Annotated in this window: 13 protein-coding genes; 3 read left to right on the forward strand and 10 right to left on the reverse strand. The window is 42.3% G+C overall.

The annotated features are described in order from the left end of the window. Positions 1–20: 20 nt before the first annotated feature. On the forward strand, positions 21–488 hold the full coding sequence (locus AC1XUD_RS01820; protein WP_483359230.1) for a hypothetical protein: 468 nt from the start codon (positions 21–23) through the stop codon (positions 486–488). A 534-nt stretch (positions 489–1,022) separates the two neighbouring features. Next, complete coding sequence (locus tag AC1XUD_RS01825; RefSeq protein ID WP_483359231.1) at positions 1,023–2,399, forward strand: TRAFs-binding domain-containing protein; 1,377 nt, start codon at positions 1,023–1,025, stop codon at positions 2,397–2,399. A gap of 111 nt (positions 2,400–2,510) precedes the next feature. On the opposite strand, the gene AC1XUD_RS01830 is transcribed toward AC1XUD_RS01825, so the two are convergent. From AC1XUD_RS01830 to AC1XUD_RS01865, 8 genes are all read right to left on the reverse strand, one after another. Continuing rightward, on the reverse strand, positions 2,511–3,587 hold the full coding sequence (locus AC1XUD_RS01830) for a serine hydrolase domain-containing protein (RefSeq protein WP_483359232.1): 1,077 nt from the start codon (positions 3,585–3,587) through the stop codon (positions 2,511–2,513). Between the two features lie 226 nt (positions 3,588–3,813). Then, positions 3,814–7,023, reverse strand: a complete 3,210-nt coding sequence (locus tag AC1XUD_RS01835; RefSeq protein ID WP_483359233.1) for a TIR domain-containing protein — start codon at positions 7,021–7,023, stop codon at positions 3,814–3,816. Between the two features lie 33 nt (positions 7,024–7,056). Beyond that, entirely contained in the window at positions 7,057–7,515 is a 459-nt protein-coding gene (locus AC1XUD_RS01840) for a toll/interleukin-1 receptor domain-containing protein (protein ID WP_483359234.1), read from the reverse strand. Between the two features lie 10 nt (positions 7,516–7,525). Then, positions 7,526–8,212 carry a hypothetical protein gene (locus tag AC1XUD_RS01845; RefSeq protein ID WP_483359235.1) on the reverse strand — a complete coding sequence of 229 codons (687 nt, stop codon included), beginning with the start codon at positions 8,210–8,212 and terminating at the stop codon, positions 7,526–7,528. 2 nt (positions 8,213–8,214) lie between these two features. Further along, positions 8,215–8,874: a hypothetical protein gene (locus tag AC1XUD_RS01850; protein WP_483359236.1), complete on the reverse strand. Its 660-nt coding sequence runs from the start codon at positions 8,872–8,874 to the stop codon at positions 8,215–8,217. 399 nt (positions 8,875–9,273) lie between these two features. Continuing rightward, on the reverse strand, positions 9,274–12,411 hold the full coding sequence (gene infB / locus AC1XUD_RS01855) for a translation initiation factor IF-2 (protein WP_483359237.1): 3,138 nt from the start codon (positions 12,409–12,411) through the stop codon (positions 9,274–9,276). Positions 12,412–12,477: 66 nt separating this feature from the next. Next, a complete protein-coding gene (nusA, locus tag AC1XUD_RS01860) occupies positions 12,478–13,719 on the reverse strand; it encodes a transcription termination factor NusA (RefSeq protein WP_483359238.1) in 1,242 nt (413 codons plus the stop codon). An 88-nt stretch (positions 13,720–13,807) separates the two neighbouring features. Then, positions 13,808–14,293 (reverse strand): ribosome maturation factor RimP, encoded by a 486-nt coding sequence (locus tag AC1XUD_RS01865; RefSeq protein ID WP_483359239.1) that lies wholly within the window; start codon positions 14,291–14,293, stop codon positions 13,808–13,810. Positions 14,294–14,448: 155 nt separating this feature from the next. Here AC1XUD_RS01865 and AC1XUD_RS01870 point away from each other — a divergent pair, with 155 nt between their 5' ends. Next, on the forward strand, positions 14,449–15,558 hold the full coding sequence (locus AC1XUD_RS01870; protein WP_483359240.1) for an endonuclease/exonuclease/phosphatase family protein: 1,110 nt from the start codon (positions 14,449–14,451) through the stop codon (positions 15,556–15,558). A gap of 32 nt (positions 15,559–15,590) precedes the next feature. Here AC1XUD_RS01870 and AC1XUD_RS01875 read toward each other — a convergent pair whose 3' ends face one another. Beyond that, a complete protein-coding gene (locus AC1XUD_RS01875) occupies positions 15,591–15,932 on the reverse strand; it encodes a DUF4907 domain-containing protein (protein ID WP_483359241.1) in 342 nt (113 codons plus the stop codon). 6 nt (positions 15,933–15,938) lie between these two features. After that, positions 15,939–16,970, reverse strand: coding sequence for a Kelch repeat-containing protein (locus AC1XUD_RS01880; RefSeq protein WP_483359242.1), 1,032 nt, complete (start codon positions 16,968–16,970; stop codon positions 15,939–15,941). Between the last annotated feature and the right edge of the window lie 389 nt (positions 16,971–17,359).

Consider the following 17,359-nt stretch of genomic DNA (forward strand, 5'->3'; position numbering starts at 1 on the left):
CCCCAAAAGAATATCTATACATGTTTTATACGATTCTGTTATTCCTGCATTCCTTAACGAGATGGCTGGTTTTGATCACGCTGATATTGTCTGTTGTGAGGGCCACTGTTGGTCTTGCAAAAAAGCAAAACTTTTCTAAATCAGATGATTCGCTAAGAAATGGGACTATGAGTATATCACATATGCAACTCACAATCGGCATCCTGTTATATGGGGTTAGTCCGCTCATCCTATATTTTTGGTCCAGTATTAAACAAGCAAAAAACGAAAACGACCCGCTTTTCTTCGGGCTGATCCATATGGTTTTGATGGTAACAGCGGTCGTGTTTATTACCGTTGGAGCAGGGTTGGCCAAACGCAGAACCGGAGACAAAGAAAAATTTAAAACAATGTTGATTTGGTTTTCGGCAGCTTTGCTGATTATCCTGGTAGCCATTCCCTGGCCATTTTCACCTTTGGCATTCAGACCGTATATTCGATTTTTTTAGAAACTATTTCCTATAGTAGCTATCCGAATCCATCGCCGACTTTGTCGACATACTTATTTCATTTTTTCTTATCAGGTCAAAGGTTTGTGTGTAATACATACGTCTACGACACACACGGATTTGTGCCTCACCGTTTAGTAATTATTTGACTTTTTGCGGAAAAGTTCACGGTAATTTCAGTAGTTTGACACTTCGTAAGTATTTCATTAATAAATACTTATTGACGTTACATTTGGATATAAAATTACCCTTCGTTATGAACACTTATCAAACCCAAGTTCGTGTTAATCGAGCTGGCAACAGACCGGACGATTTTACCCACTCCTTTGAAATTTACCAGGCTTTCGGATCGAACCACAATGGAGTCTGAAAATCCTGATCAGATACTACTCAAGCCTGCTCCAAACAAATATTAAATAAGAGTCTGATAGACTTCAGTGAAGGAAGCCTCAGATTCAAACATCGTAAAAAGACTTTTCGAGGCTAATATCGGAAGGTCTGGCAAATATTTCCAACCTTAACAAGTGCTTCCATATGTCCACGCCGGATCAAAAAAAGTGTTTTGTAGTGATGGGTTTTGGTATCAAAACCGATTTTGCAACGGGCAGGAAGCTCAATCTGGATAAATCGTATCAGGCTCTGATCAAGCCGGTTGTCGAAAGCAAAGGATTTATTTGCGTAAGAGCTGACGATATCATTCACGCAGGTGCAATAGAGCTGCAGATGTTTCAGGAATTACTTTCCGCCGACCTCGTTATCGCGGATTTATCAACCGCCAATGTGAATGCATTCTATGAATTGGGCGTCCGGCATGCGCTGAAACCCAAAACAACGATCATGATGTCAGAGTCATTATTCACTAATCCATTCGATATCAGGCAGTTCGTGATCAATACATATGAGCATCTTGGGGAGAGTATAGATTATTTTGAAGTGATGCGTTTTCAAAAGAAGCTGGGTGAAATCATTGACACGGTCATGGGCGACGAGAAACTCATCGATAGCCCGGTATATACCTTTTTGGATGACCTGATTCCCCCCAGTTTACAGGAAAAGATTGACAGGGCGATTGATGATGCCACTCCTCCTCCAGCTGCTCCGGCGTCCCTTTCCACTGCATTGACCACGAAATCAATCATGGTTGAACAGGCTGAAAATGCGCTGAAAAACAAGCAGTTCCAAACAGCCAAGGTGCTTTTTAAAGCAGTAATAGACCTTTCCGGCCAAAGTTCGGATACGAAACAAAACGCGAGCGATCCATATTTGATGCAACGTCTGGCACTTTGTACCTATAAAAGTCAGCAACCCGACCTTGTTACTTCACTTCATGAAGCACTCAGTGTTCTGGAAAAAATTGACCTGGACAGAACGAACGATCCCGAAACGGTCTCATTGGCCGGTTCAATTGAGAAACGGTTATTCGAGGAGGGGCAGGGAGATCAGCATGTTAACGATGCAATTTTGTATTATCAACGCGGCTTTTATCTTTTACATAACAGGTATAATGGCGTCAATCTGGCGTATCTCCTCACTGCCCGTGCGACAACTTTATTGGATATCACAAAAGAGGAAAAAATCGCTGATATCGTTTGGGCAAACCGCGCCAGACGCGATGTGCTGGAATTGTGCGCAAGAGACGCCGGGCGCGTGGCGTTTATGCAGACGCAGACAGATGCATCTTCTGAGAATATAAAGAAGGAGCAAAATAAAATGCTCGACGAAGAAAAATTCTGGATCGCAGTAAATAAGGCCGAGGCCCACTTTGGTTTGCGGAATCTGGAAGAATATGCCAAAAGTCTGGAGGAAGCCAAGAATATTCCCCACGACGAGTCGATGATGGAAAGTTTTTCATCGCAGGTCGCGAAGCTGGAAACAATAATTGGAAAGCTGATGGCAGAAGGGTTGATGTAGCTATTAGCATTTAGCTTTTAGGTTGGAATTCTCTTGTTGTTTTTTGGGGAAGAATAAGAGCAGTAAGAAATTTCCGCGCAACTCAGCTTACTCTGCGTTTAAACAGAAACCTCAGTTCGTCAAGTCGTGCATGGCTTTCCAGTCCGTCGTCCATTTGGTAGTTAAATATGGCTCAACGGTTTTTAAGATATCAGAGAAATGTGCGTGATTGCCCGCTACATTCGAAAAATAGGCGATCTTCAAATCCTGACTTGGAATCATTAAAACGGCATTGCTGAATCCGCAAGTCGATCCCGTATGTGTTAATTCGTAACGGCCGGTGTTATTAATTTCCTGGAAAAACCATCCGAATCCATATCCGGAATTCTTCATTTGCGGAAATTTATAGCCTACTTCATTGATCTTTTTTTGCAGATCAACAAGGCGGTTTTCCATGATTGCCTGATACCATTTTAAATAATCCTCAGCGGAGGTATATACACATCCATCGCCCTTCGTCGCGCTCGTCAGGCTTTGGTCTGATAAGACAATATGACCCTTTTCGTCTCTCGCATACCCCATTCCTCTTGGATTTTGAGGAGCCTTACTGTTATAAATAAATGTGTTCTTCAGGCCAAGCGGACCAAAAACGTGGGCTTGCATAAAAGCATCGTACGGCAAACCTGACACCTTTTGAACAACTAAAGTCAGCAGACAAAAAGCGGTATTGCTATACTTAAACCGGGATCCGGGCTGGAAGTATCCCTTTGACTGAGTTCGGAGTAACTTTGGTATATCTTCGTCTAAGATCTGAGTTTTCCAGGTTGCGTCCATCAGATTTTCGTAATCCGGAATTCCTGAAGTATGAGTCAGGAGGTGAGTCAGCGTGATTCGGTTGGCCAGTGAAGGCGGCAGTTCAGGAAAGTAATCGGAAAGTTTATCGTCTAGTTTTAGCTTCTTTTCTTTTTCAAGCAACAATATCGCCATTGCCGTAAATTGCTTGGAAACAGATGCCATCCGGAACGTAGTAGCAGATGTAATCGGAGATCTTGTTTCCAAATCTGCAAGCCCAGAACCGTTCTGATATATTACTTTTCCGTTCTCCCAAACCAAGATCGCCGCCCCTGGTTGATTGGGATCAAAATTTTTTCTTAACAAAGAGTCCAGTTCATTTTTCAAACCCGATTGTGCCTGAGTTGAATTTGTCAAAAGAAAACAGTTAAACCAGATGAAAAGAAAGGCATTTAATTTCATAACGTGACATGGTGTCGATTCAAGCCGTTTTGCTGAAAGCAGATGATCATCTTTTGATAAGTGCCCAAAAACAAAAGATGCAGCTCTATGAATCCGCTCCGGTCTTTCTATGGTGTTCTCCTGGCATCTCTTCGCTGCAATATAAGCAACCTGCGACTGAACGAAGTTCTCAAGGCACCTTTTAAATTTTTAACTTTAATTTGAGTTGAGCGATGATAGTTTTCCAGCTTTCGTCATTGTCAGGTTTGCCAACAAAATACTCCTTTTTGCCTGCTTCGTTAGGGTTGAGTTGCATCTGATATCGGTTCAGGTCCGTCTCATTCCAGCTGCAAGGCTGTAGTTCGATCGGGAATATTTCGCATATACCGCGCGCCTCCATATCCAAAGCTTTTTTGACCTCTATATCCATGATATACGAAGTAGCCAGGAAATCAGGACTGATCAGGAATATGACAATATCCGACTTCTCCATCTCAGTTCGAATCGTGTCGTCCCATTTGCTACCGGGCTCAATCATCCGGTCATACCAGGGCTCGATATGCTTGGCGGCTTTCAAAACAGCCAGGTGAGTTTCGAAACGGCGGATAAAATCTGAATTCTTGGAGGAGTAAGAAATAAATAGCTTTTTGGGGAGTTTGGGGAAAGAAACCAAATCTTTGAAGTCGTTGATACTATACCTCAGATTTTCTTCTTTGAAAGTGAAAATGCCCTTTTCTGCGTTTTTCAGCAACGTTGTAACAGGAAAATATTGGATACTATCGCTCGATACTTCCTTAATATACGACCAGCCTTCATTTAGTTCTTCCAACCTTTGTTCGAGTTCCCGCTCCAAACCCGTTTTCTGAAGAGGATACATTGTCCGGATTTCAATCCGGCATGTCGTTTCCTCCTTCACAAAATTCACAAACACCATCTGGTTTTGATCTTTACTTTTTTTCGAAAGTATCAAACCATTGCGCCAGTAATATACTCCCTTTGTCTGCGCATTTTCGTCCTGATTTTCGGTTTTTTGTTTGAGAAAATCCGCAAATAATGACATCAGCAAGGATTTATGAAAATAGGCTTTGTATATAAACCGGATGTTGCAGTGAACAAATGCCTGGATAAAATGCTGAATACTTTCTTCTGCATCAACGGGTAAAAAATGAGGAACAAGATATTGATTCGGCCCCAAAGTAACGATCGACCTGTTTTTCTGCAGCAAATTGAGCAGTTTGTCAACATGATCCAGTTTGCTGACATCGTCGTAAGTGAACAATCCCTTTTTGTCGCCGAGCTTGGCAATATTCATTAAGTCCTTTATCTGCTCGTTCAACAATCGAATTTGAGTAAACACAATGCCTTCCTGCGAAGCACTTTCAGATCCGGGCAAAAAATAAACGATTCCCAGATTTGTCAACACCGAAGCAATCGTCCGTGCATCTGCAAGGTCCAGTACAATATCAGATTTTGTCAAAGACTGGCATTTGTCGCGAAACTGGCTGATCGTGAGTGCCTCAAACGGCATATCGCTTTTAATATATGCCTCTATAATTTCGTGTTGGTAAGTTACTAAAGTACGGCCTGCCAGATTCAGTTTTCCGATGCAATCGTCCAGCACATCGTTCAGGAGTGAAGTCCTTTTTTTTGACTTGATGGAGATATTGAAGAAGTGGGAGATATTGGCATATTTCTCTTTCAACAGCGTTTGATTCAACGTCGCCTCGACATTTGGAGGATCAATTTTGTTCTGTAAGACAAGGACAGGAGCCGATTTGGCCAGATCCGGATGTTTGATTTGCAACGGTTCCACCTTTGCCGGACCAGCCTTTTTATCATTGGATATACTTTGACCCAACACAGGTTGCGGCCCCTTCAAGCCGGAAGTATAGTCCACCGTTTCTTTACCGTAAAGATTATATTGAATCGATTCAAGCCAATATTCTATAGGGTAGTTTTCGTAGATCAACTTGGTTGTGTCTGTCAGCGGTTCTTCTTTTTCTTGATATTTATTGGAAGAACTGTCCCACAAAAGAACATATGCAGTGTCGTGTGAATAGTAAAGTCGATGCGAATCGTGGTAATAATCCTGGCCGCCAAAGTCGAAGATATTAACCAACATCGGTTCGCCATCGGCTGACTTCAGGAAATCCGGATACCAGCTTTGAATATCTAAAACCTGAGTTGATATATGGTCATTTTGAACCGTTTGGTTTCGTAAGAGCTGGCTTAGATTGGTTTTTCCGACCCCACTGTTTCCGACCAGGATCAACTTCATGATTTCCAACTTTTTGTAGCCGTGGATATTACCCTTGTTAAAATGGTCTAATATGGCTTGCTTACCTAAAGGAATAATATCAATCGGGGGCTCCGCAATCGGATTTCCTTTCACAAAGATACCTGGCTCATCCAGTTTGAGGGCGTATTTGATATAGACAGTTAAGTCTCTGTCTATAAGATTCTTGATTGGCTCAAGCGATGTGATGACGTTATCGGTAAGGATAATTCTTTTAATATTGGGCAGTTTTGCCAGTGCCGACACATCCTTTATTTTGTTGCGTCCCAAATAAAGTGTCTCGAGCTTTTTGAGTTGAGATATGCCCGTCAGTTTTTCAATATAGTTAGTTGAAAGTCCCAATAATTTCAACTGTGTATTTTTTTCAAGCCCGGATATCTGGAGCAGTTTATTTCGTTCCAAATCCAGGTATTCCAGTTTGGTTAACTTTTCCAGATTCTCAATAATCCCAATTCCATTATCAGACAAATCCAGATAGGTCAGCTTTGTGAGTGAGGCTAGATTTTCAATTTTTCCAATGCCATTTTTTTGCAACTCCAGTTTGGTGAGCCAGGAGAATTCCAAAATATCCGGTGGAATAATGGTCAGATCACTATCAGAAAGATCCAGTGATTCCTGTTGAGTTTCCCGTACTGCTCGCAGTCGTTCACGGGCATCACGGTTTTGTAACAGCGTCTGAAGTCTGAATATATACTCCTCAATCTCACCGTAAACATCTTCCTTGGTGATAGAATCATTCGGAGAATTTCGGACAAACGAAAATGTTTGATATTTCTCTAAATCGTTGACAGCCCAGTCACATTTTTCGAGTATAATAGGAACGATATATGCGGTTCCCGCTTTAACTCTGTTAGTGATTTCAGGGAGTTCGCCACTGGTAATAGTTGAAGATTGCAGGTAATAATTAGAAACCAGTAATATGAAAATATTCGACTCTGCCCACAGATTCTGCAATTGGTCCTGCCAGTCTGGGGAATTTGAATAGATCAGCGTATCAGAAAGAACTGACAGATTGAGAGTGGACGACAACCACCTTTCTATTTCTTCTCTACTCTCCGTGTTTCGTTGGGAATAAGAAATAAAGACCTTCTGAGGCGGCGCAATCATGGAAGACATTTGCAAAATGGCAGTTGGTGAATTATAAAAAAATCAAAGAGTCGTCATCACGTCAATCACCCGTCGAATGCCTTTGGCAATTTCGGTATAGGCTATGTCAGGATCAGAAAACTCTGTCACAGGTTTGGCATCTGTGGGTAGTGCCTGAAGTTTAGAGTATGGCATATCTGTATAATCGCAGCTTCTTAATATGATGGGGATTACCCTCGCTTCGCCTTTTTCGTGTCTTTCCATAGAGATTGCGAGCTCCTTCTCCCAGATATAATCGGAAGCGTTGAAGTCAGCGCTGATTAATAAAACTACAATATCGGCGGTTGCGAGCTCCTCTTTAATAGCTGCATCCCATTCCTGTCCCGGAATGCATTCACGATCTTGCCAAACTCTTATCTTGCCTGACCGGATCAAACTGATCAAAAATTTATTCAGCTGAGTTTTCATCGCTTCATCTTCATGAGCGTAAGAAAGAAATACTTTCAGACTGGGAGCAGGCATATGTTAGCTCTTATAGGGTGATTTTTGGATTGTATTTTTCAATGAGAACAGCTGCTTTCATTACTTTTTGGTAGTCGCCCAGCCAAACTTCAAGCTGACCAGACGGAGCTTTGATTGCGTTTTTGATAACAGGAACTTCTCTGGTGGGCACAAGTGCCTGGCCAACAATTTTCGCTACGCTATCTGCAAATGGCTTATCTCCATCGTTGAAATATTTTACGCCAGTTCCGAAATTGATATTACGTATCAGTTCTTTTCCCGGGACGTTAAAATTATTCTCTTTCAAAGTCGACATTACCGTCGTGCTTTGGTCACTATATGAGGGCTGATACTGTAAATAGATCGTGATTTTACGACGATAGGCTATGTTTCGGATAATCAGTTTTTCACGTTCCTTCGGATCTGTCGATGAAGTTACAGGCGGTGGGGGTGGAGTAATAGTGGTTGCAATTTTACTGGTACACTGATCCAACATATTTTGCAAAGTGGTTTTTTCGGTTGCGATGGAATCTTTCACAAAATCCAATCTGAAAATAGCGCGATCTGCACGTTTCTGCTCCTCTTTCAATTCTCCCATGAGATAGAGAATCACGCATGCCAAAGACACGAAGCCAGCCACACCCAGGATCGTGACGCGCTTCGACTTCTTTTCGTTTTCGATGAAGCGTGACAATAAATCGTTATCGTTCGCTGCCATGCCTATATATAGGTTGAGATGTTAGTAGGGTACCACACTTTTCGGATGATAAAAAGAGCGATGCAAAAAAACATAAGCGCGACGAGAATCGTCGCGCGGAAGTCGCCAAAGGTACTTTGCGCGTAACTCGTTGCGACAACACCCATTGCCAGAATGACCGCAGTTAAGATATAATAAAATGCTTTGTCGCTTTTGATCTTTACGGGCGTATTATCGCCCAAAACTTTTGCTCGCAAGGTTTGTATGATGGTCTTGAAAACCAAATTCGGATTTTCAAAGGTATCGATAGGTTGGTCGGGGTGGGGTAGGATATGTTCCCGCAGCGCAGCAAGGTTATTATCACTTTCCCAGTCAAAACTGCTGATGAGAATCGGGATATTCTGCTTCTTTTCTTTAATTCCGTTTACCAATAATGAGAGGCACTGGTTGTCATTCTCAAAATTGATACTCAAAAGGTGCACAATGGCGTCGGAGCCTTCAAAATTCTGTTGAATTTCTTTATCGGGTTCATCGCCGGGTTTAATGAAACTCACCGACCATGGATCTATTCTGTCCCTGATAACCGAAAGGTGCAGCGACAGATTATTATACATCTTCACATCTTCCTGATTACCTGTTGAATAGTTTAAAAACAACTTTTTCCTGGGAAGTGATGTGTCCATTTTTTTGGTTTAGTTTTACTTATCTAAAATATTAAATAAATGATCAAGTAATACTACCATTCGGTAAATTTTGCTGTGAGAGCGCGATTAATTTGTTGGAATTTTGGAGAGAGCTATGTTAATAGTCCATGTTTCTGTCATTATAATTAATAGAAGGGCTGAATGACAAAAAAGGCACGGCTTCGTTATCCGAGAGATGTGTGTTAATGATATGCTTAAATGAAAGGTTCGGTTTTTTCGGTTCTTAAAACGGAAAGGAATTTTAATCTAAAAAGCAAATTTCAGCCACTTCCTTCCTCCATTCTCTCTTTTATCCTCACCTCCCAATTAAAACTCCCGTAAACCAAAAAGATCCGCCTCTAGGTCTAGAGACGGATCTTGAATAATAACTTATTTATCTTAAAGCGAACGCTTCACTTCACGAAGTTCAAAGCTTTCAATCACATCACCGACTTCGATGTCGTTGAAGTTTTTGATACTCAAACCAAACTCGTATCCGTTACGCACTTCTTGTACATCGTCTTTGAAACGTTTCAGCGAGTCGATTTCTCCGGTTAGTATTACGATACCATCACGGATAATTCTGATTTTGTTGCTCCGTTTCACATATCCATCTGTCACATAAGATCCGGCGATCGTTCCTATGCGGCTGATCTTGAATACTTCACGAACTTCGATATTACCAGTGATAACCTCTTCAATCGTCGGAGCAAGCATACCAGTCATGGCGTCTTTGATTTCCTCGATTGCGTTGTAGATAACAGAGTAGTGACGAATTTCGATTTGATCCTGTTCCGCCATCTTCTTGGCATTAGACGAAGGTCTAACCTGGAAGCCGACGATGATCGCATCAGAAGCAATCGCAAGGTTCACATCCGATTCAGATATTTGACCCACCGCTTTGTGGATGATATTCACCTGAACCTCGTTAGTTGATAGTTGCAATAATGAGTCAGAAAGTGCTTCAACAGAACCATCCACGTCACCTTTTACAATCAGGTTCAACTCACGGAACGAACCAATAGCTTTTCTACGTCCAATCTCTTCAAGTGTAATATGCTTACGAGTCCTGATGGTTTGTTCACGTTGGATTTGCTCACGTTTGGTAGCAATATCACGCGCATCTCTCTCATTTTCGAAGACATTGAACCTGTCACCCGCCTGAGGCGCACCGTTCAAACCAAGAAGCTGAACAGGAGTCGACGGACCGGCAGATTTGATTTTTCTTCCCAGGTGATCGGTCATCGCTTTCACTTTACCGAAGTGTGCACCAGCCAGAACGGCATCGCCCACTTTAAGTGTACCGGTTTGAACCAGGATCGTTGTTACATAACCACGCCCTTTATCAAGGGATGCTTCCACAACAGTACCAGATGCACGACGCTCCGGATTAGCTTTCAGTTCAAGAAGTTCAGCTTCAAGCAATACTTTTTCAAGTAACTCATCGATACCAAGTCCTGATTTCGAAGAGATTTCCTGAGTTTGGTATTTACCACCCCATTCTTCTACCAAAAGGTTCATATTGGCAAGTTCTTCACGAACCTTTTCAGCATTCGCACCCGCCTTGTCTATCTTACTAAAAGCAAAAACGATAGGAACACCGGCAACCTGTGCGTGGTTAATCGCCTCGCGGGTTTGCGGCATGACACTATCATCCGCCGCGATGACGATAATTACAACGTCGGTAATCTTGGCTCCCCGTGCACGCATCGCCGTAAAGGCTTCGTGACCCGGAGTATCCAGGAATGTTACCTGTTTGCCGGTTTTTGTTTTAACGCTATATGCACCGATGTGCTGAGTGATACCACCTGCTTCACCGCTTGCCACGTTTTCCTGACGGATATAGTCAAGAAGGGAAGTTTTACCGTGATCGACGTGACCCATGATCGTAACGATCGGTGCACGTTCTTTCAGGTCTTCTTCACTGTCTGTTTCTTCAACCACGTCATTTTGAACTTCTTCTTCTGCCGATATGAACGACACCTCGAAGCCGAACTCATCTGCAATGAAGGTAATTGCTTCTGCGTCCAGACGTTGGTTGATGGATACAAACATACCCATGCTCATACAAACCGAGATTACCTCCTGAACTGTGACGTCCATAAGAGAAGCAAGGTCGTTTGCCGAAACGAATTCTGTTACGCGCAATACCTTTGTTTCCTCATCATCATGTGCATTCGCATCGTTCTGGTCTGCACGGTCACGACGACGAAGGGATTTTCCACCTCTTCCACCACCTCTTGTGTTAGTACCACCACCCATACGGGCCATGGTTGCTTTGATATTATCAGAAACTTCTTTGTCAGAAACCTCTTCTCTTTTAACACCACGCTTGTTTCTGTCTCTTCCGCCAGCGCCACCGCCTGTGTTGCCACCAGCTGTGCCAGTTTTCGGAGCATTTCCAGCAGCAGGACGATCACCTGGTTTAGCAGGAGTCTGACCGCTTGCGTTGTTGTTATTATTCTGAGTATTGGATGTTTTGCCGGGAAGTGGATTTGAAGCAGTACCCGGTGCGCCAAGTCCTGTAATTGCAGGAGGCGGCGTTGAGCCAGGAGCTCCGTCGCGAATTCTCTTCCTCTTTCTTCTTCTCTTTTTATCAGCAGAATCTGTTGAAGCAACAGGATCTTTCTTTTTAAGTTTGTCAGACGGCAGCTCGATTTTACCGATTACCCTCAAACCTCTTAATTGCTCTCCTTTGGCTTCGATCAATTCACCTTCTTCGCTGCCTTCGGTTTCTTTTGTAGTTTCGGTTGCTTCTGCAACAGGAGCTGGTGTTGCAACAACTGGTTCTGTTGGTGCGGCTTTTTGTTCAACTGGTTTCGCTACCGGTTCAACAACAGCCTTAGGAGTTTCCGATGCAGGAGCAGACTCAACTGGCTCTGCTTTTGGAGTTTTAACCTCAGGAACTTCAATAGTTTTCTCTTCTTTTTCAGCCACAGGAGCTACTTCTTTCACTTCTTCTTTTTTCGGTTGTTCAGTCACAACCGGCTCATCTTTCGCTTTTACAGGCGCTGCTTCTTCCTTTATAACTTCCACTGGTTTCGATTCAACCACAGGAGTTACAGGCGCGGAATTTTCCACAACAACAGGAGCTGGAGCTGGCTGTGCCGGCTCAGCAGGAGGAGCAACTGGAACAGAACGTTTCGCGTCCAGATCAATTTTGCCCACTACTTTCAGGCCTGGGAGACTATTATCAAAGGGTACAGTTTCAGGTGCTGCAGGAACTTGTGGTTTCTCTTCAGCAGGTTTGGACGGGGTATTCCGGAAATATAAAATTTCGTCCACGTCACTTTTGATTTTTTCCTCTTTGTGTTCAAAAGGGGTATCTACTGGTGCCGGTTTCGACGCCAATGACTCCTTTAGGAAATCAGATTTGAAATCCTTGGCAAGAAAGTCAATCTGGTCCGCGTTAATTTTGGTATTTGGGTTACTCTCCACCTTATGCCCACTGGCAGACAGATGATCTACGATCGTGGTAATTCCCACGTTCAGAATCCGTGCCACTTGGCTAAGGCGCATCATTTTATCTTCTGCCATATTAGCAATCAGTCGAAAAAGTTTTGCATTTGGCAGAGCCTGCAAAAGAACAAGCTCTACATATTATTATTCAAATTCTTTGCGAAGAATGTCAAGGATATCATCTATGGTGCTGTCCTCAAGATCAGTTCTTCTAATCAATTCTTCTTTACTCAATGCGAGTACACTTTTGGCTGTATCCAGACCAATTTTGTGTAGTTCGCTGATCATCCAATCGTCGATCTCGTCAGAGAATTCTGACAAATCCACGTCTTCATCGTTTTGTTCTTCGATATCTCTGAAGACATCGATCTCCATTCCAACCAACTTCCCAGCCAGCTTAATATTCTGTCCTCCTTTTCCGATAGCCAGTGAAACCTGATCAGGCTTCAGGAACACAGATACTCTTTTTCCTTCCCGGTCAATTTGCATCGAGCTCACTTTCGCGGGACTCAGCGCACGGCTGATCAGAAGTTCAAGGTTGTCCGTGTAGTTAATTACATCGATATTCTCGTTTCCTAGCTCACGTACAATCGAGTGAATTCTGGAACCTTTCATACCCACGCAAGCTCCTACCGGATCTATGCGATCGTCGTATGATTCCACAGCAACCTTGGCACGCTCGCCAGGTTCACGAACCACACGTCTGACAGAAATAACTCCGTCATATATTTCCGGAATCTCAACTTCAAAAAGTCTTTCCAGGAACACAGGAGAGGTACGCGACAACGTAATTTTAGGCGAGCCATTGTTCATCTCAACCTTGTGAATTACTGCTTTAACTGATTCTCCCTTTCTGAAACGATCTTTCGATATTTGTTCCAATCTCGGTAACGACAATTCATTTCCTTCGCCATCCACGATAATCACCTCATGGCGCAAAGTCTGGTATACCTCCCCGGTAATCATCTCTCCAACCTGATCCTTGTATTTCTCATACATGATCTCCTTTTCCATATCCTTGATCTTCTGGATCAACGTCTGGCGGGCAGTTTGAACAAGGCGACGGCCGAATTCAACCAGTTTTACTTCTTCGGCAACTTCTTCGCCAACTTCAAAGTCATTTTGTATTTTTCTCGCTTCGGCAAGTGGAATTTTGTTGTATTCCCAAATATCCTCTGAGTTGTCGTCTACAATTTCCCGTGTACGCCACATTTCAAGGTCACCACTTTCCGGGTTGATAATCACATCAAAGTTGTCATCAGTACCGTATTTTTTGCGAATCATTGTCCTGAAAACTTCTTCCAAAACGCTGATCATCGTAGGACGATCGATGTTTTTGGAACTGGCAAATTCCGCAAATGATTCTATTAATATTCCGCTATCCATTGTTATGATTATGAATATTTGCTGATCTTAGATTATACATTATATGTCTTCAATATGTTCAGTATCAAGTCACTGAACTTCCATTGGCCTATTTGAACGATATCTCGATCAAGGCTTTTGCTATATCTTCCAGTCGAATATCCCGTAACAAAGATACTTCTTCCACGACAGCTTTGGTTTTTTTCTTTTTCGGTTCAGGAAGTTGAATTTTTATGGCATCAACGCCCGCTTCCAAAAGAGTGCCTGAGAAAGATTCGCCGGATTTGAGGCTGATTTTCAAGTTTCTACCGATGTTCTTTTGAAACTGGCGAGGCAAAATCAACGGTTGATCCAAACCGGGAGAAGATACTTCAAGATTGTAGGCATTTTCAAATACTTCCAGATCTTCAAGTTGTTTCGCAAGCCTGCGACTTATAGAAGTACACTCCGAAATTGTGATACCTTCATCACTATCCACCAAAATTAAAACTTTTTGACTTATTTTGGAAGGCTTCAGAACAATGTCGACAAGGAAACAATTGCTTGTTTCCAATATCGGATTGAGCAAATCTTCCAACTGTTCTTTTACTGTCATGTAAGATAGACTACAAATAAAAAAGGGGATTTATCCCCCCTCATTCAACCGATCAATATAAAATTGTGATGCAAAGGTAATACGATTTTCTGACTTTCGCAATGATGTATTAATAAATGGTTGTTCTAAATTTGCATTTTTAGAAAGTTAGATTTATGGTTCGACACGCTATTAAATGGGCGACGATTCTCTGTGCGATTTATACAATTACTGTTTACGGCTTAGTTTATTTCGCCTTCGCGTCCAGCTGGGTTGCGGGTTTTATGATGATGTCCCTTCCCGTAATTTATCTCGTTAATGTAGTCTTCTTTATCTATTGGCTTTTTAAAAAGTCAGGTACGGTTTTGATTCCGGGAGTTATGTTAGTTTTAGGACTTGCATTTCAACCCAGGACGTATAGTTTCAACGGTGATGAAAATGAAACTGTTCAGGAAAAAAGGGATAAGTCATTGAAGATCATTAGTTTCAATGCACATGGTTTTTATATTGGGCCAGGTAAGACTTCTGAGCAAAAGGCAAACCTCAGGGCAGGACTCGTAGAGATAAAGGATTGGCTTTTGAGTCAGAATGCGGATGTATTTTGTTTGCCGGAATACTTTTCAAACAAGTATTCAAGGCCTTATGACATGAATCGTTTTTTCGCCGAAAGCGGGTATCCTTACCGGGTTCTTATGCGGAGAGACGGCCGCGTCGTTCCAGATGAATACATGGGCATGGCCATATTTTCAAAGTATCCCATCGTTGCCTCTCAGGATATTTCTTTTAAAGATACCAACGGGTTAATATCGGCGGACATCAAAGTTGGTGCGGACACAGTTCGCATTGTATCCGTTCATTTGCACTCTATGACCCTTAGAGTCAACCGGATATTCGAACAGGAATCCATGCCTGGGTTGGAATATCAGGTGGAGACTGCGTTTCAGCGAATGAAGAATGGTTTTATCAAAAGAGCTGCGGAAACGGAAAGGCTGAAGCCGTTTTTTGAAAATTGTCCATATCCGGTTGTCGTTTGCGGGGATTTTAACGAGACCCCGTACAGTTTTACATATGGACAACTTAGGGAAAAGTTAAGCAATGCTTTTGAGGAAAAGGGACAGGGGTTTGGATTTACCTATAAGGCGATGCCGAGTTTTATCCGGATCGATAATCAGTTTTTTGATGACAGCCGGTTGCAACTTCTCGAATTCAAAACGCTGAAAGGTGAAAAATTTTCAGATCATTATGGCCTTTCAGGTACTTATCTTATTAAAAACAAAGCCGACTGATCAGCCGGCTTTGTTCAATTTTATAAATCTTTCTAATATTTAATCCCGAGACTATCCAATTCTTTTGGAGTAATAGTGGGCGGGAATATCCCATGATCCAGTTTGTCTTTAACCAAACGGCCGGTTTTCAGGGCCATTTCCTCAGTTTCAAATCCCCGCGACCCTGGAATACCTGGTAATACTTTCTGTTCAATGACCGGGACAGTATCCTGATAAACCCGATATCCCCAGCCACCTATGGAATCCTGAATGGATTCAACGCGAAAGCTGACTGCCTTTGCTTTTTCAGAGTCTGAACTTTTCTTACAACCAGAACCGATTGTAAGAAAAGAGAAAGCAAGGGCAATCAGCTTTAAATATTTGTTTCTTCTCACAAATGACTAGTTATCATCGTCATTGATTTCAGCAGTCGGATCAAACGCCCAGAAATCATCCTGAGCACTAGAAGCAGACGCTCCACCTGTTCCAACATAACCCAGATTCCCAACGGAGAATCCGCCAGAAAAACCTCTTTGAGTCAGGAAAGGCGCAACTTCAGTCCACGTGTTTGTTCCCGGAACATATTCCCACACATCAGATCTTCCTTCACCGCCCACGATATAGGCTTTATTGTTAATTACAAGAGGAAGTGCATATGCACGGGTCGGGAAATCATCGTCATCGTCATGTTCGATCTTAGTCCAAGAACCTTTTCCGCTGTTACCAGCAGGATCGAACTTGTAAAGATCTTTTGTATTACCACTGGAATTGCTGTTACCAAATCCTACATATGCAATGTTATCAATTGTAAATGCAAGAGCTCCACGACGCTTTCCACCTGTGAATGTTGCGATTTCTGTCCAGGCATCCGCAGCAGGGTCATATTGGTAAAAGTCCTGATAATAACCTGAACCATTGTATCCCAAACCTACATAGCCTTTACCACCAACAGTGAAAGCCGTTGCATACTGACGCGTACCTCCTTTGAAAGTAGCGATTGAATCCCATTTGTTGGTATTAGGATTGTATGCATAAAAATCACTTTTATATCCACCGTCTGCCGCAGAAGTTACTCCGTCGAAACCGGTTCCTACATATGCCTTTTCGCCAATCACAAACGCAGTAGCGTTATTTCTTCCCGAACCAGGAAAATCTGCAATTTGAGACCATATTTTGTCGCTTGCGTCATAAGACCAAATATCTTTAACGCGTTGTACTGTTTGATTGGTAAAACCGGTTCCGATGTAGCCCTTGTCTCCAATTAAAAAACTAACAGCACTACTTCTTGCGGCACCACCATAACTTGGGATACCATCGCGGTACCAGTTTCCTAATTTATCTGCATCCGCATCATCATTATTGCAGCTCATCTGAAACACAGCCGTTGAAGCAACTAGAAGGGCTAATGATGTCTTTTTTAAAGTATTGAACATGAAAAAAATATGGTTTGACAATTTATTACTTACTGTGAATAATCGATAATTTTTATAATAAAACTAAGATTGGAGCTATGTCGAATTAAATTGAGTTATAAAAATTTGTGCAAACATAACATCTTGGAGTTGGTAAGTAAAATTATGCTTAGTGTTTTTATTAAAACTTTTGTCTGTACAGGTTCAGATAACGGCAAAAACGTGTAACCTGGTATACGTTAATTCATGTGGATATCAGCAGGCTCTTCTAATCTTCTCCACCAACATACTACCTGGCCCATCTCAATCGTTTTATACATCGTTTGCCACAAAAGATGCTCTGTTATCGTATTTGGTTGTATCGCTTTTCAATAAAGTTTACTTTTGCGGCAGCATTTGTAAACGGGCGT

The organism is Dyadobacter sp. HNCC25DJ184 (assembly GCF_056895215.1).

What these genes read in the sequence shown, in the direction of transcription:
- AC1XUD_RS01880 (WP_483359242.1), bottom strand. Translation starts at nt 16,970, where the DNA reads ATGTTCAATACTTTAAAAAAGACATCATTAGCCCTTCTAGTTGCTTCA.
- AC1XUD_RS01870 (WP_483359240.1), top strand. Translation starts at nt 14,449, where the DNA reads ATGGTTCGACACGCTATTAAATGGGCGACGATTCTCTGTGCGATTTAT.
- AC1XUD_RS01845 (WP_483359235.1), bottom strand. Translation starts at nt 8,212, where the DNA reads ATGGCAGCGAACGATAACGATTTATTGTCACGCTTCATCGAAAACGAA.
- AC1XUD_RS01865 (WP_483359239.1), bottom strand. Translation starts at nt 14,293, where the DNA reads ATGACAGTAAAAGAACAGTTGGAAGATTTGCTCAATCCGATATTGGAA.
- AC1XUD_RS01835 (WP_483359233.1), bottom strand. Translation starts at nt 7,023, where the DNA reads ATGTCTTCCATGATTGCGCCGCCTCAGAAGGTCTTTATTTCTTATTCC.
- AC1XUD_RS01840 (WP_483359234.1), bottom strand. Translation starts at nt 7,515, where the DNA reads ATGCCTGCTCCCAGTCTGAAAGTATTTCTTTCTTACGCTCATGAAGAT.
- AC1XUD_RS01820 (WP_483359230.1), top strand. Translation starts at nt 21, where the DNA reads ATGTTTTATACGATTCTGTTATTCCTGCATTCCTTAACGAGATGGCTG.
- AC1XUD_RS01850 (WP_483359236.1), bottom strand. Translation starts at nt 8,874, where the DNA reads ATGGACACATCACTTCCCAGGAAAAAGTTGTTTTTAAACTATTCAACA.
- infB (WP_483359237.1), bottom strand. Translation starts at nt 12,411, where the DNA reads ATGGCAGAAGATAAAATGATGCGCCTTAGCCAAGTGGCACGGATTCTG.
- nusA (WP_483359238.1), bottom strand. Translation starts at nt 13,719, where the DNA reads ATGGATAGCGGAATATTAATAGAATCATTTGCGGAATTTGCCAGTTCC.
- AC1XUD_RS01825 (WP_483359231.1), top strand. Translation starts at nt 1,023, where the DNA reads ATGTCCACGCCGGATCAAAAAAAGTGTTTTGTAGTGATGGGTTTTGGT.